Origin of the sequence: Falsiroseomonas algicola (assembly GCF_011040385.1) — a bacterium.
Lineage (GTDB): Bacteria > Pseudomonadota > Alphaproteobacteria > Acetobacterales > Acetobacteraceae > Falsiroseomonas > Falsiroseomonas algicola.
On the sequence record NZ_JAAIKB010000032.1, the window covers coordinates 1 to 18351 of the forward strand.

12 protein-coding genes are annotated in these 18351 nt (G+C 67.8%); 4 read left to right on the plus strand and 8 right to left on the minus strand.

Features of this window, described 5'->3' with window-relative positions; genetic code table 11:
- Positions 1-263 precede the first annotated feature (263 nt).
- From G3576_RS30385 to G3576_RS30415, 7 genes are all read right to left on the minus strand, one after another.
- Positions 264-1019, minus strand: a complete 756-nt coding sequence (locus G3576_RS30385) for a hypothetical protein (RefSeq protein WP_164698239.1) — start codon at positions 1017-1019, stop codon at positions 264-266.
- Between the two features lie 95 nt (positions 1020-1114).
- Positions 1115-3163 (minus strand): BREX system Lon protease-like protein BrxL, encoded by a 2049-nt coding sequence (gene brxL / locus G3576_RS30390; protein WP_164698240.1) that lies wholly within the window; start codon positions 3161-3163, stop codon positions 1115-1117.
- Between the two features lie 3 nt (positions 3164-3166).
- The gene (gene pglZ, locus G3576_RS30395) at positions 3167-5446 is read right to left on the minus strand and encodes a BREX-1 system phosphatase PglZ type B (protein ID WP_164698241.1); all 2280 of its coding nucleotides are present in this window, start codon (positions 5444-5446) and stop codon (positions 3167-3169) included.
- On the minus strand, positions 5443-8814 hold the full coding sequence (locus G3576_RS30400) for a DNA methyltransferase (protein WP_164698242.1): 3372 nt from the start codon (positions 8812-8814) through the stop codon (positions 5443-5445). The genes pglZ and G3576_RS30400 overlap by 4 nt, the downstream gene beginning before the upstream one ends.
- Positions 8811-12242, minus strand: coding sequence for a BREX system P-loop protein BrxC (brxC, locus tag G3576_RS30405; RefSeq protein WP_164698243.1), 3432 nt, complete (start codon positions 12240-12242; stop codon positions 8811-8813). The genes G3576_RS30400 and brxC overlap by 4 nt, the downstream gene beginning before the upstream one ends.
- Positions 12243-12245: 3 nt before the next feature.
- Complete coding sequence (locus G3576_RS30410) at positions 12246-12791, minus strand: DUF1788 domain-containing protein (protein WP_164698244.1); 546 nt, start codon at positions 12789-12791, stop codon at positions 12246-12248.
- Positions 12778-13521, minus strand: coding sequence for a hypothetical protein (locus G3576_RS30415; protein ID WP_164698245.1), 744 nt, complete (start codon positions 13519-13521; stop codon positions 12778-12780). The genes G3576_RS30410 and G3576_RS30415 overlap by 14 nt, the downstream gene beginning before the upstream one ends.
- A 210-nt stretch (positions 13522-13731) precedes the next feature.
- On the opposite strand from G3576_RS30415, the gene G3576_RS30420 reads away from it, so the two are divergent.
- The 4 genes from G3576_RS30420 (at position 13732) to G3576_RS30435 (ending at position 17428) form a co-directional block, all read left to right on the plus strand.
- A complete protein-coding gene (locus tag G3576_RS30420) occupies positions 13732-13968 on the plus strand; it encodes an antitoxin MazE-like protein (RefSeq protein ID WP_164698246.1) in 237 nt (78 codons plus the stop codon).
- A complete protein-coding gene (locus tag G3576_RS30425) occupies positions 13955-14281 on the plus strand; it encodes a type II toxin-antitoxin system PemK/MazF family toxin (protein WP_164698247.1) in 327 nt (108 codons plus the stop codon). The genes G3576_RS30420 and G3576_RS30425 overlap by 14 nt, the downstream gene beginning before the upstream one ends.
- 553 nt (positions 14282-14834) lie before the next feature.
- Entirely contained in the window at positions 14835-15641 is an 807-nt protein-coding gene (locus G3576_RS30430) for a hypothetical protein (protein WP_164698248.1), read from the plus strand.
- 1235 nt (positions 15642-16876) lie between these two features.
- Positions 16877-17428, plus strand: coding sequence for a recombinase family protein (locus G3576_RS30435; RefSeq protein WP_164698249.1), 552 nt, complete (start codon positions 16877-16879; stop codon positions 17426-17428).
- Between the two features lie 39 nt (positions 17429-17467).
- Here G3576_RS30435 and G3576_RS30440 read toward each other — a convergent pair whose 3' ends face one another.
- Positions 17468-18238 carry a dienelactone hydrolase family protein gene (locus tag G3576_RS30440; RefSeq protein WP_164698250.1) on the minus strand — a complete coding sequence of 257 codons (771 nt, stop codon included), beginning with the start codon at positions 18236-18238 and terminating at the stop codon, positions 17468-17470.
- Between the last annotated feature and the right edge of the window lie 113 nt (positions 18239-18351).

Here is an 18351-nt window from a genome sequence, read left to right on the forward strand (position 1 = left end):
CTGGGGGAGAGGGGGTGGGGCGGGGGCCGAGGCCTCAACCTCCATCATCGGGGCGCGGAGCATAAGGTGAACTGGCGGCAACGCTGGTCCGGCGGCGCGGTGCCGCCAGACAATCGCCGAGATCGTCCGCCGCAGGTTGCTTGGCGGGTTCCCTCGCAGGCGGGCGATACGCCCATACCACCGGCTCTAGTAACGTCCATTGCTAGCGCATTGAAACCACAGGCACGCCTTCACAATGGCGGCGCGAATCCAGTGCTCAGGCACTACCGGGCCGATCTAGCAACTTGGATTAATTGTTCCTTTTCTTCAGATTGATCCCACGGCCAACAGCCATTCAAACTACCATCCAAAGTGCTTCTGGACCAAGCTGGCCATTGATCCGGCGGAATCTGCAAGCCTTTCCGCAACCCTTCTTCAATTGCTGACCGAACTTCTCGCCCCTCAACCACTCTTTGGCGGATCTGTTTACTCCAGAGCTCGATTTTCCGATAGTGTCGACTCGGATAGTAGCGTAGACCTTGCCTTGTAAACCGCACCTGAAATCCAGTGACTTGGACAGCCACGAACTCTGTCGGAGTTCTGTGGTCGCTCGGGATGGTAGCGGAAAGTGCAGGAATGATTGCTTGTGCTTGGCCATCAGTCAGGCGCGTATAGTTACTGAGTCCGAAATACGGACAAACTCGTAACGTGAATTCCTTCGCTTCGCCGCATATTGGGGCATCCTGTATGGCGCCGAAGGGAACAAAGGCCAAATCCGGGGTGGTTACGAACCAAACGTCGTTGCTGTCTAGATTTGTCCCTGTTACACTGCATTTTTTTGAATACAGTAACTCTATTTCGCGTTCGGCATCTCTGACCGCAAAAACTGGTTTGCCGTTCTTCGGATCGACAGTCACATTTTGTGGAATAGGTAGTCCTCTTGGATCGCGATCTAAGGCAGAAACCTTCGGGAAATCTGATAGCCATCTTTCTGATGCCTCTTTAGTTGCCGAGGAGATCATCGCTCGATCCATTTTCATTCGTCTCCCTCCTTCGATTCAGGCGGGGGTAGCATTGCTAGTGCTTCGTTCTGAGGTCACCGCGAGAGCGGCCAAGCACCTCACGTTCGTCCTGCTCAGCCTTCATGCAGAGCCTTCCGGAGCGCATCCGCAGCATCTGCGTAGAACAGCACCTGCACCCTCGTGGCCGCCTCGTCAGACAGGTCCATCAGCAGCCGTCGCGCCGAAACGGGCATCAGCACGGTCGCGGCCCCTTTCGACAGCGCGTGCTCGACGACATCGACCGGGTTGTGGACCGTCTCCACCGATCCGCCGAGGTTCAAGCCGCCGACCACGGCCATGCCTCCACGCAGTGCCCGGCCAAGTAGGGCAGAGGCCAGCGCCATCACGACTGGCACGCCCGTCTGGTCAGCCGACTTCGAGGCGTCGAAGGCCCGAAGCTGGACGGCAAATTCGTGCTCGCGCGGGTTCCGATCCCCCACTAGTTCGCGCGACCGGGCATAAAGGTTCTGCTCGGCTATCTTGACGCTTTCGCGGAAGGCGGAGGGAGGCGACTGGTTAAGGATGCGGACGCCGCTACCCGGCCCTTCCGTCACCTCGATGCGATACAGCCCAACGCCTTCGTCCTGTCCACCGGGGCCGAGTGCCCAAACCTGCCCGTGCGGAAGTGGATCGGGGCCAATGCTGTCCTCGCTCTGAAGCTCCGGTGTGGCGACGAACCTCTCTACGCCGTCCATCCCGAGCGTGTAGGAGAACTGCGTGTTCCGGAACTCGGCGGACCCGATCCTCTTCTGCTGCTCCTTCACACGGCGGCGGCACTCCAAGGCCAACCGCACGGCCCATTCGACGTCCTCGTCTGCGACCTCCGCGTCGGGCGCGGGATGCAGCAGCTTCAGCAACCCGGAGACCGTCTTCGTCACCGCGTTGGTGTCGCGCCCGGACAACGCCCCGCCGAGATGGACGCGGGACTGGAGGACGCCCGCGCGTGACTGAGAGCGCAGGCGCGAGAACGTCTCGGCCAGAACGTCGCTCACCAGCCCGAACCGGTCCGTGAAGACGGCGCGCGACACCTTGGCGATGTCCCAGCCGGGCAGGTAGGCGTGGATCCGGTCCATGAAGGCGGTGTCGTTGCGCATCTCCGGCGGCAGCGGTCCGAAGAGATGGCCGACGCGCTGCTGGTGCTGAACGTCCACGTCGAAGTTGCCGACCAGCACGATGGAGCCCTCGGCGCGGATGCTCTCGCGCCCGCGCGAGAACTCGCCGCTCTCCATGTAGCCCTTCATGATGTTCACGCCGTCCTTCTGGTCGAAGGACACGCCGCTCACCTCGTCGAAGCAGACCACGTCGTATTGGCAGACGAGGCCGCGCTGCCCGTTCGCCATGTTCACGAACATTCGCGCGACGGTGGCCTTCCCGCCGGAGACAAGGTGCGCGTAGGGCGAGACCTGCTGGAACAGGTGGCTCTTGCCCGTGCCGCGCGGCCCTAACTCCACCATGTTGAAGTTGCGCTCCACAAAGGGGACCATGCGCAGCAGCGCCACGTCGCGGGCGCGCGGGCTGACCGCGCCCGGCTCCAGACCCACGCTGCGGAGCAGAAAGTCCTTCCACTCGGCGGTGGACAGTGCGCGCCGCCCCTCGGCGATGGGCTCAAGGACGTCGCGTGTGGATAGCTGGATCTCGCGCAGGCCGATCAGCTCGAACGGTCGGCCGCCCTTCTCCTGCGCGATGCTCGCGTCGTAGCCGAGGTCCACCTCGGCGTAGAAGCCGCCCGTCAGCATCCGCTCGTGGTCCTTCACGAAGCGGTCGTTGATGCGCACGTCGTTGAGGCGCAGCGACGGCAGCGTCACGAGGTAGCTGTCGGTCTTAGAGTCCAGCCGGGCGGTGACGATATCGATCAGCCGCACGCTACCTTTCTCGCGCGCGCGGGCCTTGAACAACTCTTCCTCGCCCGCGCGGACCGTGCGAGCGCCCAACTGCTCGCGCACCATCTCGGCGCCGTCCTCGATTTCGGCCGGATCGGTGCTGGAGCAGTAGCGCCCGAGCATGAACTCCACCACGTAGGTAGGCACCGGGAACTGGCCTCGGAAGCGGCGCACAAGATCCTTGCGCACCACGAAGCCGGGAAATGCGGCGGCGGCCTTGCGGTCCAGTTCGTCCAGTTCCACGGCTCAGCCCCCGGCCTTCGTCACCAACTTCGCCACCACGTCCGCCGGGGCATCCGGGCGGTAGAGCACGACGCACACGGTCTGCCCCTCATGATCCAAGTCCACTCCGAGGTTGGCCTCGCCCGCGTCGTCCAGCGTCTTCGGCCCCGTCACCAAGGCGCCCGGCCCCGTGGCGTCGCCGCCCACGCGGACATCCGCCATCAGCCCGGCCCCGCCCTCGGCGCGGACCTTCAGCATCAAGCCGCGCCAGCGCGCCGTGATCGCCACGCGCGGCGCGCTCCCCTCGGCGGTCACGTCGAGGACGGGCAGCACGCACTCCTGCGGGCTCACGCCGCCATGGGCATACTCCACGCCGTTGTAGAAGGCGCGCGCGCCCGTGGCGGTCGCCATCAGCACGCCGCCGTTCCAACTCCACGGCAAGCGAGGATAGCTCGTCTTGGCGCCCTCTTTCAGGAGGACAACGCGCCGGGCCTTGCCCGCAGGCTCGGCGAGGCCCGGCGTAAGCTCGGCGTGCGGCAAGCCCTGCGGCATCAGCAGGAAGCCGTGGTCGGTGACGATGCGCACCTGCCGCCCCTCCCGCGCGTGGCGCAGGGCGGTTTCAGCGATGTCCGCCAAGATGTCGCGCGCGAGCGCGACGAGGTTGGTGCCGTTGGCTTCGCCCGCCTCGTCGATGCTGCGCCCCTCCACCCAGAGCGGCGCGTCGGACAGCAATCCGGGCGCGCAGGCCCACCCGGCGGCCTCGACGGCCTTGTTCAGCACCGGCTTGGTCGTCGCCTTACCCTGATAAGCGGGCGCCAGATCCTCAACCGGCCCGGCACCGAGCAGACCCGCAGCAGGACTCGCCAGCGGCTTGCAGGTCGCCGTCACCGTGGGGAAGCCGGACCACCGCCAGCCAGTGCGCACCGTTGCGCCCCCCTGCTCCAGCAGACGCGCGAGCCGCTGGGCGAGGTCCATGCGCAGCCCGTCCACGAAGAGCAGCACCGCGCCGGGCGTGGGCGCTACGGCCTCCGGCCGGGCGAAAGCCACATCGCCCCTCTGCGCCAAGGCTTGCAGCGCGGCGGCGCCCGCGTCGAGCCACGGCAGGTAGATCGCGCGAAGGGCGCACACCACAGCCTCCCGGTCCTCGCCGTTGCGGATGAGGTCGAGCGCCGTAAGCGCCGCCGCGTCCACCTTCCAGCCCTCGGCCTTGTAGGCGTCCGCCATCGCCTGCGCGCCGTGGGCAGGCAGCGCCACCGCTGCCGCGATCTCGGCAAGCGCGGCCAGCGCCTCCGCCAGCCGCGCCTCGCCCCGCTTGGCCCAGACCGTGTCGCGCCGCCAGCCGTGGGTGCGCTCCAGTTCCAGCACCTTCTGCCGTGCTTTGTCGGCGGCTTCGCCGCCCAGCGCCCGGAGGCCGGACCTGAGGTCCGCCTCGGCGCGGGCGTTGACGATAGGGTAGGCGTCGAGGCCCTCGATCATGCTCTGCGGCTCCTCGCACCGCAGCAGCTTCACCACACCCTCGTAGCGGCCGTTCGCCTGCTCGAACCTATCCCAGACCTTGGCCCAATTCTTCTCCCGTTGGGCCAGCCGCGCAGCGCCATCCTGCGGCGACTTTTTACGTGGGTCGAAGCCGAGTTGCCGGGACGCCAGTGCGGCGAAGGCGTCGAAGCGCGCCGGGTCGGCCTGCGGCGTCAGCGCGCCGTCCAGCCACGCCAGCATGTCCGCCGCCGGGTCGGGCACCAGCAGCGTGTCCAGTTCGGCCGCCGTCCATTTCTTGCCGCGCAGGGCCGCCAAGGGCTCGGCGAAGAGGCGGCTGGCGGCGCGGGCGAGCGCCTCGCGCGTCGCCTTGTCCTCGGGGATGTCCAGCCCGACCGGGCTGCCCTGCGCCGCGAGGAAGCCGCGCAGCGTCCAATCCCGCGCCTGCTTGGGCTGGCCGAAGAACGCGCCCGCCACGGCGAACCAGACGAGGGGGGCAAGCTCGGCAGGGCAATCCTCGGCGCCGCGCAGCACCTCGCGGCCGTGGTGGGGCAGGTAGATGACGGGCGGCTCGCCGGGCGGCCAGTCAACGCCCGGCACGCGCCGCACGGCGGCGGCGCGCAGCCAGAGGGCGGGGCCGGTGCGGCTGCCCGGATCGTGCTCGCCGTAGCCCATCAGGTGCGGCAGGCGGGCGCGGAGCGCGGGAAGCAGGGGGAGGAAGTCACCGGCCGGGTCGCACCAGACCACCGCCTCGGGCGCGGCCTCGGCCGCCGGGTTGTGGGCGGCGGCGGCGCGGAGCGCCTCGATCAGGGCGTCGAGCGGCGTCGTCATTCCGCCGCCCGCTGACGCGCGGCTTCCTTCTCCGCGCGGGTCAGATGGTGGGCGTTGATGCGGGCGCCCTCGGGTTCGCCGTAGCTGGGGCCGAGGTCATACCATGGGGCGGAGGCGGGATCGGTGCCCCGGTCCTTGTTCCAGTTGATCTTGGGCGTCTCGCGCAGGACGCCCGCCTCGATGAAGGGGCGGATGTTGAGGCGCACACCGTCGTCGAGATCCGGCTCCCAGCCGAGGGGCTGCTGGGCGAGGGACTTCCAGCGGACGAAGATGTCGTAGGGCTTCTCGCCGTGCAGGATGAGCTTGAGCTTGCGCTGGAGTTCAACGGCCCAGCTCTCCTCGGCGGTGCGGCCTTCGGCCTTCATGCGGGCGATCCAGTCGCCGAGCAGCGTGTGGGTGAGCTTCTCCAGCGCCGCGCGATCAAGGCGATGGTAGTGCAGGAAGGCCGAGAAGCCTTCTCTGCCGCCGTCCCAGACCTGCCAAAGGAAGGGGCGGTGCTGGAACAGGATGCAGTGCTGGCGGAACGCGCGGTCGCGGAGCCAGCCTTCGAGGGTGAGGTCCTTGGCGACTTTCTTGTCGAGGCGCTCGTCAGCGGCTCGGACAAGCCCCGCCTCTTCTGCGGGGCTGAGCAGTTTACCGTAAGCGGCGGCGAGCATGGCACGAAGGCGATCCGCGAGGGGGCGGTCCGCGCCGCTCGCGTGGAGCGTCAGCAAGCCGTCGATGTCAGAGGCGGGCAAGCTGGCAGCCTTGCGGATATGCTCGCGCGCCTCGTCTGACAGCCGCATCGCAGCGTCGGTCTCAGCGGGCCAGCGATAGCCTGCGAGGCGCGCGAGGGCGACGTGTAGTTCTGTCCCGGACTCCGCGTGGGCTGGGTGGCCGTGGAAGAGCCATTGAGTCACCTCGTCCGACTGAGGCTCTGAGATACCTGAGCCCTCAACCTTTGCGGCCTCTGCACTCCATTTCTCAAAATCAAAAGGCACCTTTAACAGTGTAAGTGTCGGCACCTTTAGCGAGCGGTCGATTTTCCTTACCTCGGTCAGGAAAGCGTCTGACTTCAGAAAAGCCCAAATCGCGGGCAGGAAAGAGTCGCGTTTTGGGATAATCGCGGCTGTGCTCTCATCAAACAACGCACCGGTGTAAAGACTGGCCGGTAAGTCGCGCATCTGCGCGACTGCGACCCCAACATGACCCCATGCCGGATCGCCTCGCAGCCACGCACCCACGCCACCCTCGCCCAAACGGGAAGCTACGAACTCTCGAAGCGAGCCCCGACCCTTTTCCCAAAGCACCCGCCCGCTGCATGCAGTGAATGCTCGGGTTTCCATTGGGGGTTCTTGGAGGTCTTGCCATCGTCCAGACGTATCAGCGTTTTCCCAATATCGCTGGATAAAGCGGGACATGTCACCAGTAGCTATGCCCTTATATGATTCGGCGAAATCTTGGAGAAGTTGGTGCTTAGAGCCACGCGCAACCGCAATGCGCGCGTCGGGATTGCTAAGCTGAGACATAGATCCCAAGATACTGACTTCACTCGTTGCGATAGCTTTTGCCTTCGCTTGGGCGTCGTCCACCGAATTTGCGTCTACCCCCGCAAACACCGTCCCCGGCCCCGGTAGCGCGTTCCGCAGCACGACGAGTGCGGTATTCACCACCTCGCCTGTGATGGTCTCGAAGGCGTGCGGCCCTAGGCCAGCCACCACTGCGAGGCTGACCTCGCGCAGAAGTCCCTGCCGCATAGCTTTGTAGCCACCGAGGAAGAGCCAGCTCTGCGGGGTCACGCTCGCCACCGCGCCACCCGCTGCTGTCAAGCGCCGCATACGTTGAAGCATCGCTGCCGCCAAATCGGCCTTTGCCTCGGGCATCCGCCGCGAAATGAATTCGGCCAGCGCAGGAGCCTGCTTGCCGCGCCCCAAGAACGGCACGTTGGTCGCCTGAAGCACGTAGCGCCGGGTAAGCAGTGCCGCCGCGTCCATCAGTCCACGCGCAGCGATGGCACCCTCCGCCCGATCAGGCTCCGCCGTGCGCAGTTTCCCCAGAGCGGTCTCGCCCCGCTCACGCAGGTCAGCGTCGAGGAGGTCGCGCGCGCCGACCTCCAGCAAACTGCCCAAAAGCGGCGCCTGCGCGAATTGGTCGTGCAGCACCTCTAGCGCACGGCTGAGTGTCCCGTCGCCGTTCGCCAGCGCTGCCATCTCCGCGCGGGACGGCGGCTGCGCGCCGACCCACGCGATGTGCGGTTGCGGTAAAGAGATCGGACCGCCCGCCAGCGCCCACGCCGCCAGCGCCACATTGAACGCCGCGATCTGCACGCAGCGCCCGTCGATTTCCAGCCCATGCAGGTTGTCGCGCAGCACCGCGCAGGCCGCCTCCTCGCCGGACAGGCCCGGCTCCTCCGCCCGACGCAGCGCGGCCAACAGGCCAAATGCCTCCACCAAGAAATGCCCGCTGCCGCAGCAGGGGTCGAGGAAGGTGATCTCGGCCGCGCGCTGCGGCCAGCCGGGGAATACTCCCGCCGCCGGGCGCCACGGCCCGGTGCCGTCCTCGCCCTCCCGCACGAAGCGCAGAAACTCCCACGCCACACCCGGCAGCGTGCAGGCCGCGCGCAGGTCCGCCTCGTCCGGCGCCTCGCGCGCGAGGTCAGGCGTCGCGGCCAGCACCTTGCCCGCCCACCACGCGCCCAGCGTGTTGTGGAGCAGGAACTTCACCATGTAGGGCTCGGTGAACAACTGCGTCACGGCGGGCAGTTCGGCGGTGCCGATCTTCTCGCCCTTCTTGTTCACCGCCTCCTTCTCGGCCGCGCGCCAGAACTGATAGGTCCAGCCGAGCGAGTCTTCGGCGGCGAAGACAGCCTCCGGCAGCCCGACCACGAGGTCCCGCAGGCGCTTGGTGCTGTCCCCCGCCAGCGTCACCGCCAGCACCGGATCGTCGGGCCGGAACACGGCGGGCAGGGCGGGCGCGGCGAGGCGCTCGACCAGCGCCCACTCGTCCGGCAGCCCGTCCTCGGCGGCGAGTTCCTTCAACTCGTCCCGGCCGATGGCCACGCCAAGATCGGGATGGATCAGCAGCCCGCGCTCCACGAGGAAGCGGCCGAACAACATGCGGTGCCACGCCTCGTAGGCCACCGCCTCGCGGAGCCGCGCCGTGCCGAGCAGCCGCTTCTGCGGCGCGTCCCAACCGTCGCCGAGCGTGCGCGCGTGGGCGCGCAGCCGCACCCGCAGGGTCTTCTCCGCATCCGAGAGGTAGGCGGGCGCGGCTGCGTCCGTGACACCGAGGCGCGCGATGGCGTCGGCGGCGGCCTGCTCCGCCTCCTCCCGCGCCTTGCGGATGGTCTTCTCCAGCGTCTTGCGCAGGTCGCGGTCGAGCGTGCTCATGCCACGGGCCTCACAGGACCGGCGCTGAGAAGGGGTTCGATCTGCCCGCGCACCTCCGCTAGCCAAGCGTCCAGATCGCCCGGGCTGCGCAGGGTGCGGCGCGGCAGGGAGACGCTCTGGGTCTTCGGCTCCACCTCGGCGGCGGCGTCGCGCAGCACCGCCTCCACCCGTGCGGGCAGAGCGAGCGTCATGCTCTGCCACTCCGACAGGCCGCGCGCGCCGAGGCTGTCGGCCACGCGGTGGGGGTCGGCGAGGTCGGGCGGCGGCTGGAGCAGCAAGGCGTGCTGCGCACGCAGGTTGTGCCGCTTCTCGGGGCTGAGCTTGCCCCAAGCCTCATCGGCGGCCAGCCGCGCCTCGCCCGCGTCCCAAGCCGCCTTCCACGCAGCGTAGGCGGCCTGCGCGCGCGCCCGAAGGTCGTCGGTCGCGGCTGTGATGACGGGGGGCAGCGGGTTCGGTTCGTGGAGCAGCGTGCGCCCGGTGAGGATGGCGTCGAGCGCCGCCTGCTGGCCGGTGGCGCCCACCGCGACCAGCCGCTGCGCCAGCGCCCAATCCCTCTGGCGCCTAACGATCTCCACCTTGGCGGCCTGCCACTGCGAGATGAGGGGCTTCAGCGTGTCGTGCTGTCCGGCCAGCGCGGCGAGCAGGTCGTTGCCGGTGGTGGCGCGGAACTCCGCCATGCCGGGCACATCCGGCGCGGCGGGCGCCGGGGCGGGGCCGCCCGCCTCCTCCGCCAGCGCGGCGAGGCGGTCCACGATGGAGAGCAGGTAGTTGCCCTCTTCGCCCGAGGCAATCTTGAGCCCCACAAGGCCGCCGAGCGCCCGCACCGCGATCTTCTCCTTGGCGGAGACCACGCGGGTTTCGGCCGCGAAGCTGCAAGTGCCGTAGGTGCTGGCGTTCTGCTCGGCCAGCACCACGGGCTTGCCGTCCGGCCCGGTGACCTTGATCTGCCCAGCGTTGGCCAAGGCGACGAGCGTCGCGTCCACCGCGTCGCGCGGCCACCCATAGGGCACACCGCCAAAGTGGGCTCGGATCTCAGAACCCTTCTTCCCGCCGCCAAGGTGGCGAAGGATCGCCTTCGCTACTGGGTGGTCCTGCGGCTCTCCGGCGTGGCCAACCTCCTTCAGCGCGTCGGGCACCTTCTTCCGCGCCTTGTCGAGCGCGCGGCCCCAGCCGACGTGATCCGCCTGCACGAACTCGCTGTAGAGGCGGTCGAGGCCGCGCTGCGCCGCCTCCTTCACGGCATCCGCGCGCGAAAGCCCGGCGCCGACCTCGGTGCCCCCGGCGACAAGCACATGCGCGTTGGCGACCGCCTCGCGCAGGATCGCCTTCGCCGTCTGCTCCGCGCGTTCGAGGCGCGACTCCATGCCCTTCTTGGCCTCCTTCCCGCCCTCGGTGGCAGGGGGGCCTTGGGTTTGAATGACGTCCGTGGCCACGCGGAAGGCGACGAGGGCCTCCCGTAGATCGTCCTTGCGGTGGTCCGGGACGACGAGGTGCAGCGTGGCATCCTTCTGCACGTCCGCGCCCCGGATCTCGGTGAGCGTGCCGGAGAGCGCGTGGTCCCACCCGTTCCAGATGCGCAGCGTGAGGCCGTCGCCAGAGGGCTTCGCGTCGCCCACCACCCGCTCGATGGTGCGCCCGTGCTTCGAGGCGCCTTGCGTCACCCGCCCGGCCCCGGCCAGCGCGTCATCGACGGCCTGCTCCAGCAGCGACGTGCGCTGGCGGGCGGCGCCGTTGGGATCTGCGACCTCTCGCGCGTAGGCGCGGTCGTATGCTTGCTGCCAGTCCGCGCCCTCCTTCGTCTGGGGCCGCCACTCCCCGCCCACCTCGTTCACTGCCCCGTCCGCGAACAGGCTTTTGAGGAGTTCGGGCACCTTCGCGCGGACGGGCGCAGCGTCGCCGAGGTCCTCCACAAGCAAGTCGGCGATCACCTCCGGCGTCGCGTGGACGCCGTGGATGTGGGCGTCGCCCGAGATGCGTGCGAGCAGGTAGACCACGATCAGGATGCGCGCCTTCATCGGCCCGTCGCCTGCCTGTGCGCGAAGGGCGGCGATGCGGTCGTAGATGTCGCGCGAGATGAGTTGGCGCGAGAGCGCCTCGGCGGCGAAGGTGTCAAAGAGGAAGTCGGCGGGGACGGCGACACCGAGCGGGCGCTCGCCATAGGCCCGAACCGCGTCCAGCGTCAGGCGAAGTTGGCCGCGCAGCGTGGCGCCGAGGCCGGACTTGTCGAGTTCGGCCAGCACGCGCTCCCAGAGGCGGCGGCGCGTGGAGAGCATGGGCCAGTCGGCGACGGCGTGCGCGCGGTCCGCCTCGGTGCGCTTAAGTGTGGAGCTTGCGAGGTGCTTGTCGATCTCGCCCGAGCGCGCTTCGAGCATCTTGGCGACGCCCTGCTTGGCCGCGTCCTGCTTGAGCAGGATGGTCTCCCGAATCACGGAGTCGATGTCCGCCGAGCCGAGCGCCACCGGCACGGGGAATCGGCCCAGCAGGCGCGCGAGGTAGCGCATGTCGCCCAGCGCCGACTGGCCCGTGCAGACCAGCAGGACCCGGCCTTTGAACTTGGACGCCAACTGCTCCGCGATGGTCTGGATGATGAGGGAGATGTCCTCGTCCTCGCGGATGAACTGCTGCACCTCGTCGAGGATGATGAGCGTCAGCGGGATGTCGGACCGGCCGAGGGTGAGCGCCTGCCTCGCCTTCTCCGTCATCAGTTCCACGGTGGGTTCCGGCTCGCGCTCGAACTGCTTGCCGAGCCTGTCCATGAGGGTGTCTGCGTCCGGCGCGAGGCCGGGCTTGGCCTTTAGCGCGGCGACGGCGAGGCGGTCGTCTAGGAGGAACTCGCCCAGCGCGTCCTCAAATTCGCTTCCGAGGTCACGTCGCACCTGATCGAGGATGCCCTGCTCGGCGAGCCACAAGGCGACGAGCGAGGGGCGCAAGTCGGTGCCGGTCGGCAGGCCAGCGGCGCGGAAGATGACCTCCAGCACCGCCTTGACGGGGTGCTGCGAACCGAGGCCGAGCGTGCTGCCACCGACAATGAGGCCGCCGTATTGCTTCGCCTTGGTGCGCAGTTCGCGGAGGGCGGCGCGCAGTTCGCCCGGCATGTCGTGAACAAGACCCTCGGCAGTGGCGCCGTCCTCGAACTTGAGGTCGGCCCACAGGGCGCCAAGCATTGCCGCGAGCAGGCTCTTGCCGGAGCCGTAGAACCCGCTGACCCACGCGGCGGGTGTGTCCACTTTCTTCCCGGCCGCGCCGTTGAACGCTTCGAGAATGCGACGCAGACCGTCCGCGTAGGCGCCCTTGCAGACGAAGGTCTGAAGCTGCTCGCGCAGGATCGCCCTCTGCTCCGCGTCCGGCGGGAAGAACACCTTCGCCACGCCGCCATCGGCGAGGCGGTAGGAGGACGGGTCGCGGACAAGGGTTTCGCGGTTGAGCATGCATTATACCACGTCGGAGGAGGGGATGGGGACGGCGAGGTAGTTCCAGCCGTCGCGGGCATCGAGCAGACGGTAGATCCCGCCCTGATGCGTGCCGGGGAACGTGACCAGCAGCCGTCCGGGGATGGCGTCGGCGACCGAGGCGATCAGCGTCGAGGTGCGCACCAGCCCGAACAGCGAGGCCGCGCCGGTCAGCGCCACGATGTCGTTCGGCCCCGCCGCCGCGAGCCCGGCTCGCACCACCGCGACGAGGTGCGCCTCCAGCTTCGGAAGGACCGTGCCGAGCGAGTTCGGCGCTCGGCAGGCGCGCTCGAACCACTTCTGACCCGCCACCCACGCCCCGAACTCGGGGGCGAGATCGATCTCGCGCCAGCCCTTTCCGGCGTGCTCGGCTGCGAGGCGGAACTCGCCAAGACGCCCTCGGACGCGCCGCTCGTGTGCCTTGTCATACCAGAGCAGCCACACGCGGCCGGGCGCGGCCTCGTCGGGCCGCCACGGCACGTCGAGGCGCTGGCGGAAGGCGTCGAGCAGTTCCTCAACGGTGGACAAGACCGGGGATCCCCAGAGTCTCCGCCATGGGTCGGCGGACCTCGATTTCGACGACGTGTCCGGCGCTGCGGACGCGGGCGAGGCCGAGCCCCTCGGCCTGCCGAAGGAGGGCCATGCGGTCCTCCGCCGGGCGGTCGAGGACGTCGAGCCAGCGGCTCTCCAGCAGCGTCTGCCCGCCGAACCCCGCCAGTTGGGCCAGAAGAGCGGCGTAGGCCGCCGCCGTGGGCGTGACCTTGGGGCGGCTACGAAGCTTCCGCACGGCCCCGGCGAGGAAGCCCGCCTGCGTCCACGAGGAGGCGGCGTTCCGCGCGAGCGAGTTCGCCATGTTCAGTCCAAGGCGGCCGGGATGTTCGGCCTCGAAGGCAGCGGCGATGGCAGGCGACCGGATCTGCTCGCCGACCTTGCCGTCGAGCACGGCGGCGGCTCCGCCTCGGAGGGATGGATCTCGGGCGATTGCGCACAGCAGGGCCAGAAGGGGCCGCCCGACCGGGTCCCGCCGCCAGAGGGCGAAGAGCGCGCGGCTGACCGCAGGGGGCGTGTCCCCCAGACCATACAACTGACGAAGGTAGTAGGCGGCAGCCTCGCGCGCCCGACTGCTCGGCTTCCCGAGCAGGTTTTCGCCGATAATGACCTTGTCGGGCTGAAGCTCCGCCTCGGCGGCAAGCACCGCGCCAAGGTCTGCGAGCATCATCGTCTTGGACTGATGCGGGCCGCCGCCCGAAACCTTCATCCCGAGGCGTTGCACGCCTCCGAGGTCGGCGCCGGGGGCGAACCAAGGGCTTTCGGGAACAGCTGGCAGGGGGGCGACTCGCGTCGGCTTCGCTGCCGTTAACGACGGTGGAATAGCTCTCGGGCTGCGGCTTTGGGCCACTGATCGTTCCGAAACAATTGCGGCGAAGGCCCGGCTGGACGTCGCCCACCATAGTGTTACATGTAAGCCATGACGCGCAAGCCCAGAGGCGACCGGCGCGCGGTCCGCGAGAAGGTCGCTGAGCACCGCGCAAAGCTCCGGGCGAGAGGATTGCGCCCTGTCCAGCTTTGGATTCCCGACATGCGATCCGCCGAGGCGCGTGCGGAAGCAGAGCGGCAGTCCTGCTTGGTCGATCAGTCGGCCGAGTCCGGTGCCATGATGGAAAGGCTTCTGCGGATCGGCATGGAGGACTATGCGGCGCGGTGACGTCGTCCGAATTGGCGGGGCTTCGGAGAGCTATGCGCCGCCGCTCCACGCCGTGATCGTGCAAGCAGACCTCTACCCGTCCACTGCTTCGGTGACGGTCTGTCCCATCACGGAGAACTCCGCGACGGCCCCGCTTCTGCGTATGCCGATCTCGGACGGTGAACAGGTGCCTTTGCCGCGACCGGCGTGGGTCATGGTGGACAAGATTACCATGATTCCGCGCCAGTCAGTCGGACAGGTCATCGGACACCTCGGGCGCGAGGATCAGATGGCACTCGACGGCTTACTGATGGTGTTTCTCGGTCTTGGCTGACCGCGAGCAGTTCCGGCAGACGCCCTGAATCTATGCTGACCACGTTCAATCTCGGCAGGGTCGCCCGCCGCTAGCCGCTGCCACTTGTGCCTATTTCACTCCTGCCTGCCAACGGCGCACGGCGCAAAGACGCCTTCCGGGCACTGGTCCGATGTTCGATCCACCAGCCACGGAGCCTCTGTGATTGCCCGCACCCGCAACGATAGTGGCTGTTCCGGTGGTGCCGACAACACCTGCGAAGGAGCGAGGCGAACCCGCTTTGATATTGCTGGACGTTCCGCCGATCCGGGGTATCAACGTGATCCCACGATAGGCGGAGGCGACAACGAAGCATCACGACAATGCACCGGGTCTCCGCACCTACGGTCCGCATGCGCGGCGTATTGCGGCCCTGATTAGGCTCCGGCCCAACCTTGCTCGGCGGCTGCTGTGCGCGCCGCTGCGAGCGGTCCACGCGACGGGGGCATATCTTCACCTCGCAGACTGCGGTGATGATGCCAAGGTTGCACAGCGGCTCGACGAAAGTGATCCCCGCGATCTTCTCCGCGCCGCCATGCCGGGTGCGCCGCCTCGCCTGTTCCGGGTCCTCGACCGCGCAGGGCCCACTGTCCACGCCGCCGAGTTCTATCGCCGCCTCGGTGCCGCCGCCGTCAGCCCGTTCGCCGAGGTGGTGCTTGGCGCTACGCGGCCGGTTGACATGGCGCTGTTGCGCCACATCGAAGGGCTGGCGGGGGTTGGGGATGCCATCCAGCGGCTGCCTGCCAGTGTCCTGTCCGACGTCACAGCGACCGGCGCCATCGGCGCTCTGGCTGCCGTGCTGCGGTCCTATGGCCGCGATGCGGACGCGGCCCTTGCCAATCTCCCACACGGCGCCGGGGTGTCCGCCATCTATTGCCGTCTCACCGATGCGCTGTCCACGTTGTCCGCGCCGGTGGCACCAATGCCGCTTCCGACTGGGATGCGGCAGGTGATGTCGGTCGGCGACCTGCGCGCCATCGGTCGCCGCCTTGATCTCTGCGTCAGGGATGCTCTGCATAGCGGCGCGAAGCACTGGATGGCGTTGCTGGAGGGCCACGCCATCTATCTCACGACCGATCACCCGGATGGGCTGGTCGAACTTCGCCGGGTTGGCCCTGACCTCGTCTCTATCGCTGACGCACGGCGACGCGGGAACACTCCGATGGCCCCGCCCCATCTGCGCCGACTGCGTGACGCAATGAGCGAGGCTGGATGGCGGTTCGTAGCGGTCGAACCCGCCGATGCTCTCGTCGCTCTCGCAGCCCGTGTGGACGACGAGTTCTGCTCACTGAACCGCACGTTCGGCGAGATGCTCCACGCTCTCGACAACGACTGGGGCTGATCCGCGCAGGCCCGGCATCTTCTCGTGGAGGGCCGAGGCCGCGATGCGCAGCGGTCCGCGACACTAAAATCGGTGCGGCGGCCTAAATACGGACATGTCAGCCCCACTCGTTCCCGTCATCCTTCGCGGCCTCACGCCCTACGACATGCACCCCGACTGGTGTTGGCGAGTGTATCTCTGGTGCAAGCTGGCCGCCTGCCGCCTGACCAATCTTCCTGCCAACTCCCATGTCCTCCGATTGAACTATCAGCGAGTGGGCTACGTCTTTTGGATGCCCGATAAGCTCGCGGCCCTCCGTCTCGCGATCTACTACGATCACCTACGAGGAGGGCAGCCGTATCCGCTGGCCGCAGCCTACCCGTGACGCTTCGTGCCGTGCGGTCGACGCGAGCGTGGCTGACGAACGCCGAAGCGCGACAGCGCGAGGTCATCGACGTTCTCCGGCATCGCGGCGGTGACGATGTCGCCGACCGCATCAGCCGCTGCCAGATAGCGCGCATGACGCGGCGTGGCGTGCCTGCGACGACGTGGCCGTGGCGGTGCCGCAGTCCGGGATGCTGGTCATGCCGCAGGACCCGCCTGATCGCAGAATGGCGCTCGCTTTTCGGGGGAGCATCGGCACATGCTCCGGCACCGACCGCTGTCATCGTCCCGCTGCACGCATCCAAGGATTGTCTCATGACTGCTGTCCGCCAGTTGCGCCGGTCACTTCGTGACCTCCGCGACCGAGCAGCTAGTCGGGACCGCCGATGGCGGCGTGTCAGCTTCGCGGGGCTGTGCGAGACGGGGCGGGCACGCCTCGCTGTCTGGCACCCCGGCATCTCGCGGGCGGAGATGGAGGGCGCCATCTCCCGAACGTGGCCCGGTGCGCTCGCGATGGCCGCCGAGAGGGTCGTTGCCGATCCTCCAGATGCAGGGCTGTCCAAGGAAGACGCCGTCATGGTTGCCCTTTATCGGCGCGGCATCGAGCCTCTGCGCATCCGCGTCAGGCCCGTGCAAGGCTCCGCTGCTGGACGCCAAGTCCGAAGGCTGCGTCCCGGTTGGTCAGAGCCAATGCCGATCCTGATCGTGTAGGACCGCCGGTGCGGTGACGGGCTCCCGGTGTCCCGCCGACCGCCCGCGCCTGTTCCAAATGTCCCAAGCCATGGTCCAGCGGCGGCTTTCTCGGTTGCGGTGTAGCCCCTCTATGTTTCCGCTGGACGCCCGCCGAAGCTGAGGCATTCTCGCCCAACCTCATGACCGTCGCTGCATATCTCCGCATAGCCCCCGGCTATCCGCTCTCCGTCGACGAGCAGCGCGCCGCTGTCGCGGAACGGGCGCAACGCGAAGGGCTGACGCTCGGCCGCATCTACGCGGACGGCCCGGGCCGAGGGACAGCCGGGCGCGCTGCCCTGCTGCGCAGCGTCGAGGAGCGCCGGGTCTCCACCGTGGTCACGGCGTCAATCTGCCGTCTCGGGACCACATGGCCCAGCCTGCTACGTGTCCTGACCGTCTTTGCCGAGGCGCGAGTGTCCCTGCTCATCACCGATGATGGCGATCCGCAAAAGGTGGATGCCCTGCTCGCCGCCGTGCCCACGTTGATTGCCGTTCGGTCTGCGCTTCACCGCGAGGCAGCGGCGGTTGGCCGCGCGAAGGCAAAGGCGCGCGGCGTGACATTCGGACGGCCGCGCATATCCGGAATTAAGGCTGCTCGCGCGATAGAGGCATTGAATGGAGGGGCGGGTATACGAGAAGCTGGGCGGCGCGCTGGCATATCACCAGCTAGCGTTTTGCGGCTGTCGCGCTGACATGCGTCGACACTGGAGGAACGCCGTGGAGCGCTTCGGCTAGCTTCCCGAGCCTCTAAGGAAGCTGACAAGTGCGGCCCGGCCGTCAGCATATTGCATCTGGAAATGCGATCCGTGATTCAGGATAACACTTGTAAAATTTGGGCGATCACCGACCCGCTGGCTGCATGACATTCCGTGTCTCGTCTCAGGATACCACGGGTCCCTTGCGTCGCTCATGGCAAGCACCCTGACGGATGCGGGTGCGCGGACGCCGAGCGCTCGATGATCAGCGCAGTCGTATCCGAGGATGGCGACCCCGGCCACATCAGCAGTGGACCACTGGCTGGCAACGGCACCGCCCACACTATGGCCCACGACGAAGATGCGGCGCCGGTCGACCCAAGGTATGCTGCGAGCACGGTCCGCTGCATAGCGGGCTTCCTCGATACGGCGCTCAACATGGCCGTCGTAGATGCGGACAGTATCCCGCTGTTCCCTGCCCGTGCAGACCTGTCGCGCGTCCGAACGCGCAAAATAGTCGGGCGCGATAACCGCAAATCCGCTTTCGGAGAGGAGGCGGAGAGTCAAAGTGGCTTCACCTCGCAACCCGTTGCAACCGTGCGAGTAGATCACGAGCGGAATGGGCCGATCTGCCGGAAGAGACACCTCTGACAACCGCGTCGGGGCGGTCTGGCCGGGAAGGATAACCAATGCCTGCTCCCATGTGGCCTCGACCCCTCTCTGGGCGCCGGACGTCGTCACGGGCCGGTTTTCGTCCGGGCCGCAAGCGGAAAGGGCGAGAAGGCCGATTGCGGCGAATTTGCGCATGGCTGTTACCTACAGGACTATGGAGACACCGGCGTTGATACGAATAGCTAACGAACTTTGCATTGACGGAAATCGCCTGTCCAGCCCTTTCCCTCCGAATTCCCCGTTCTCCA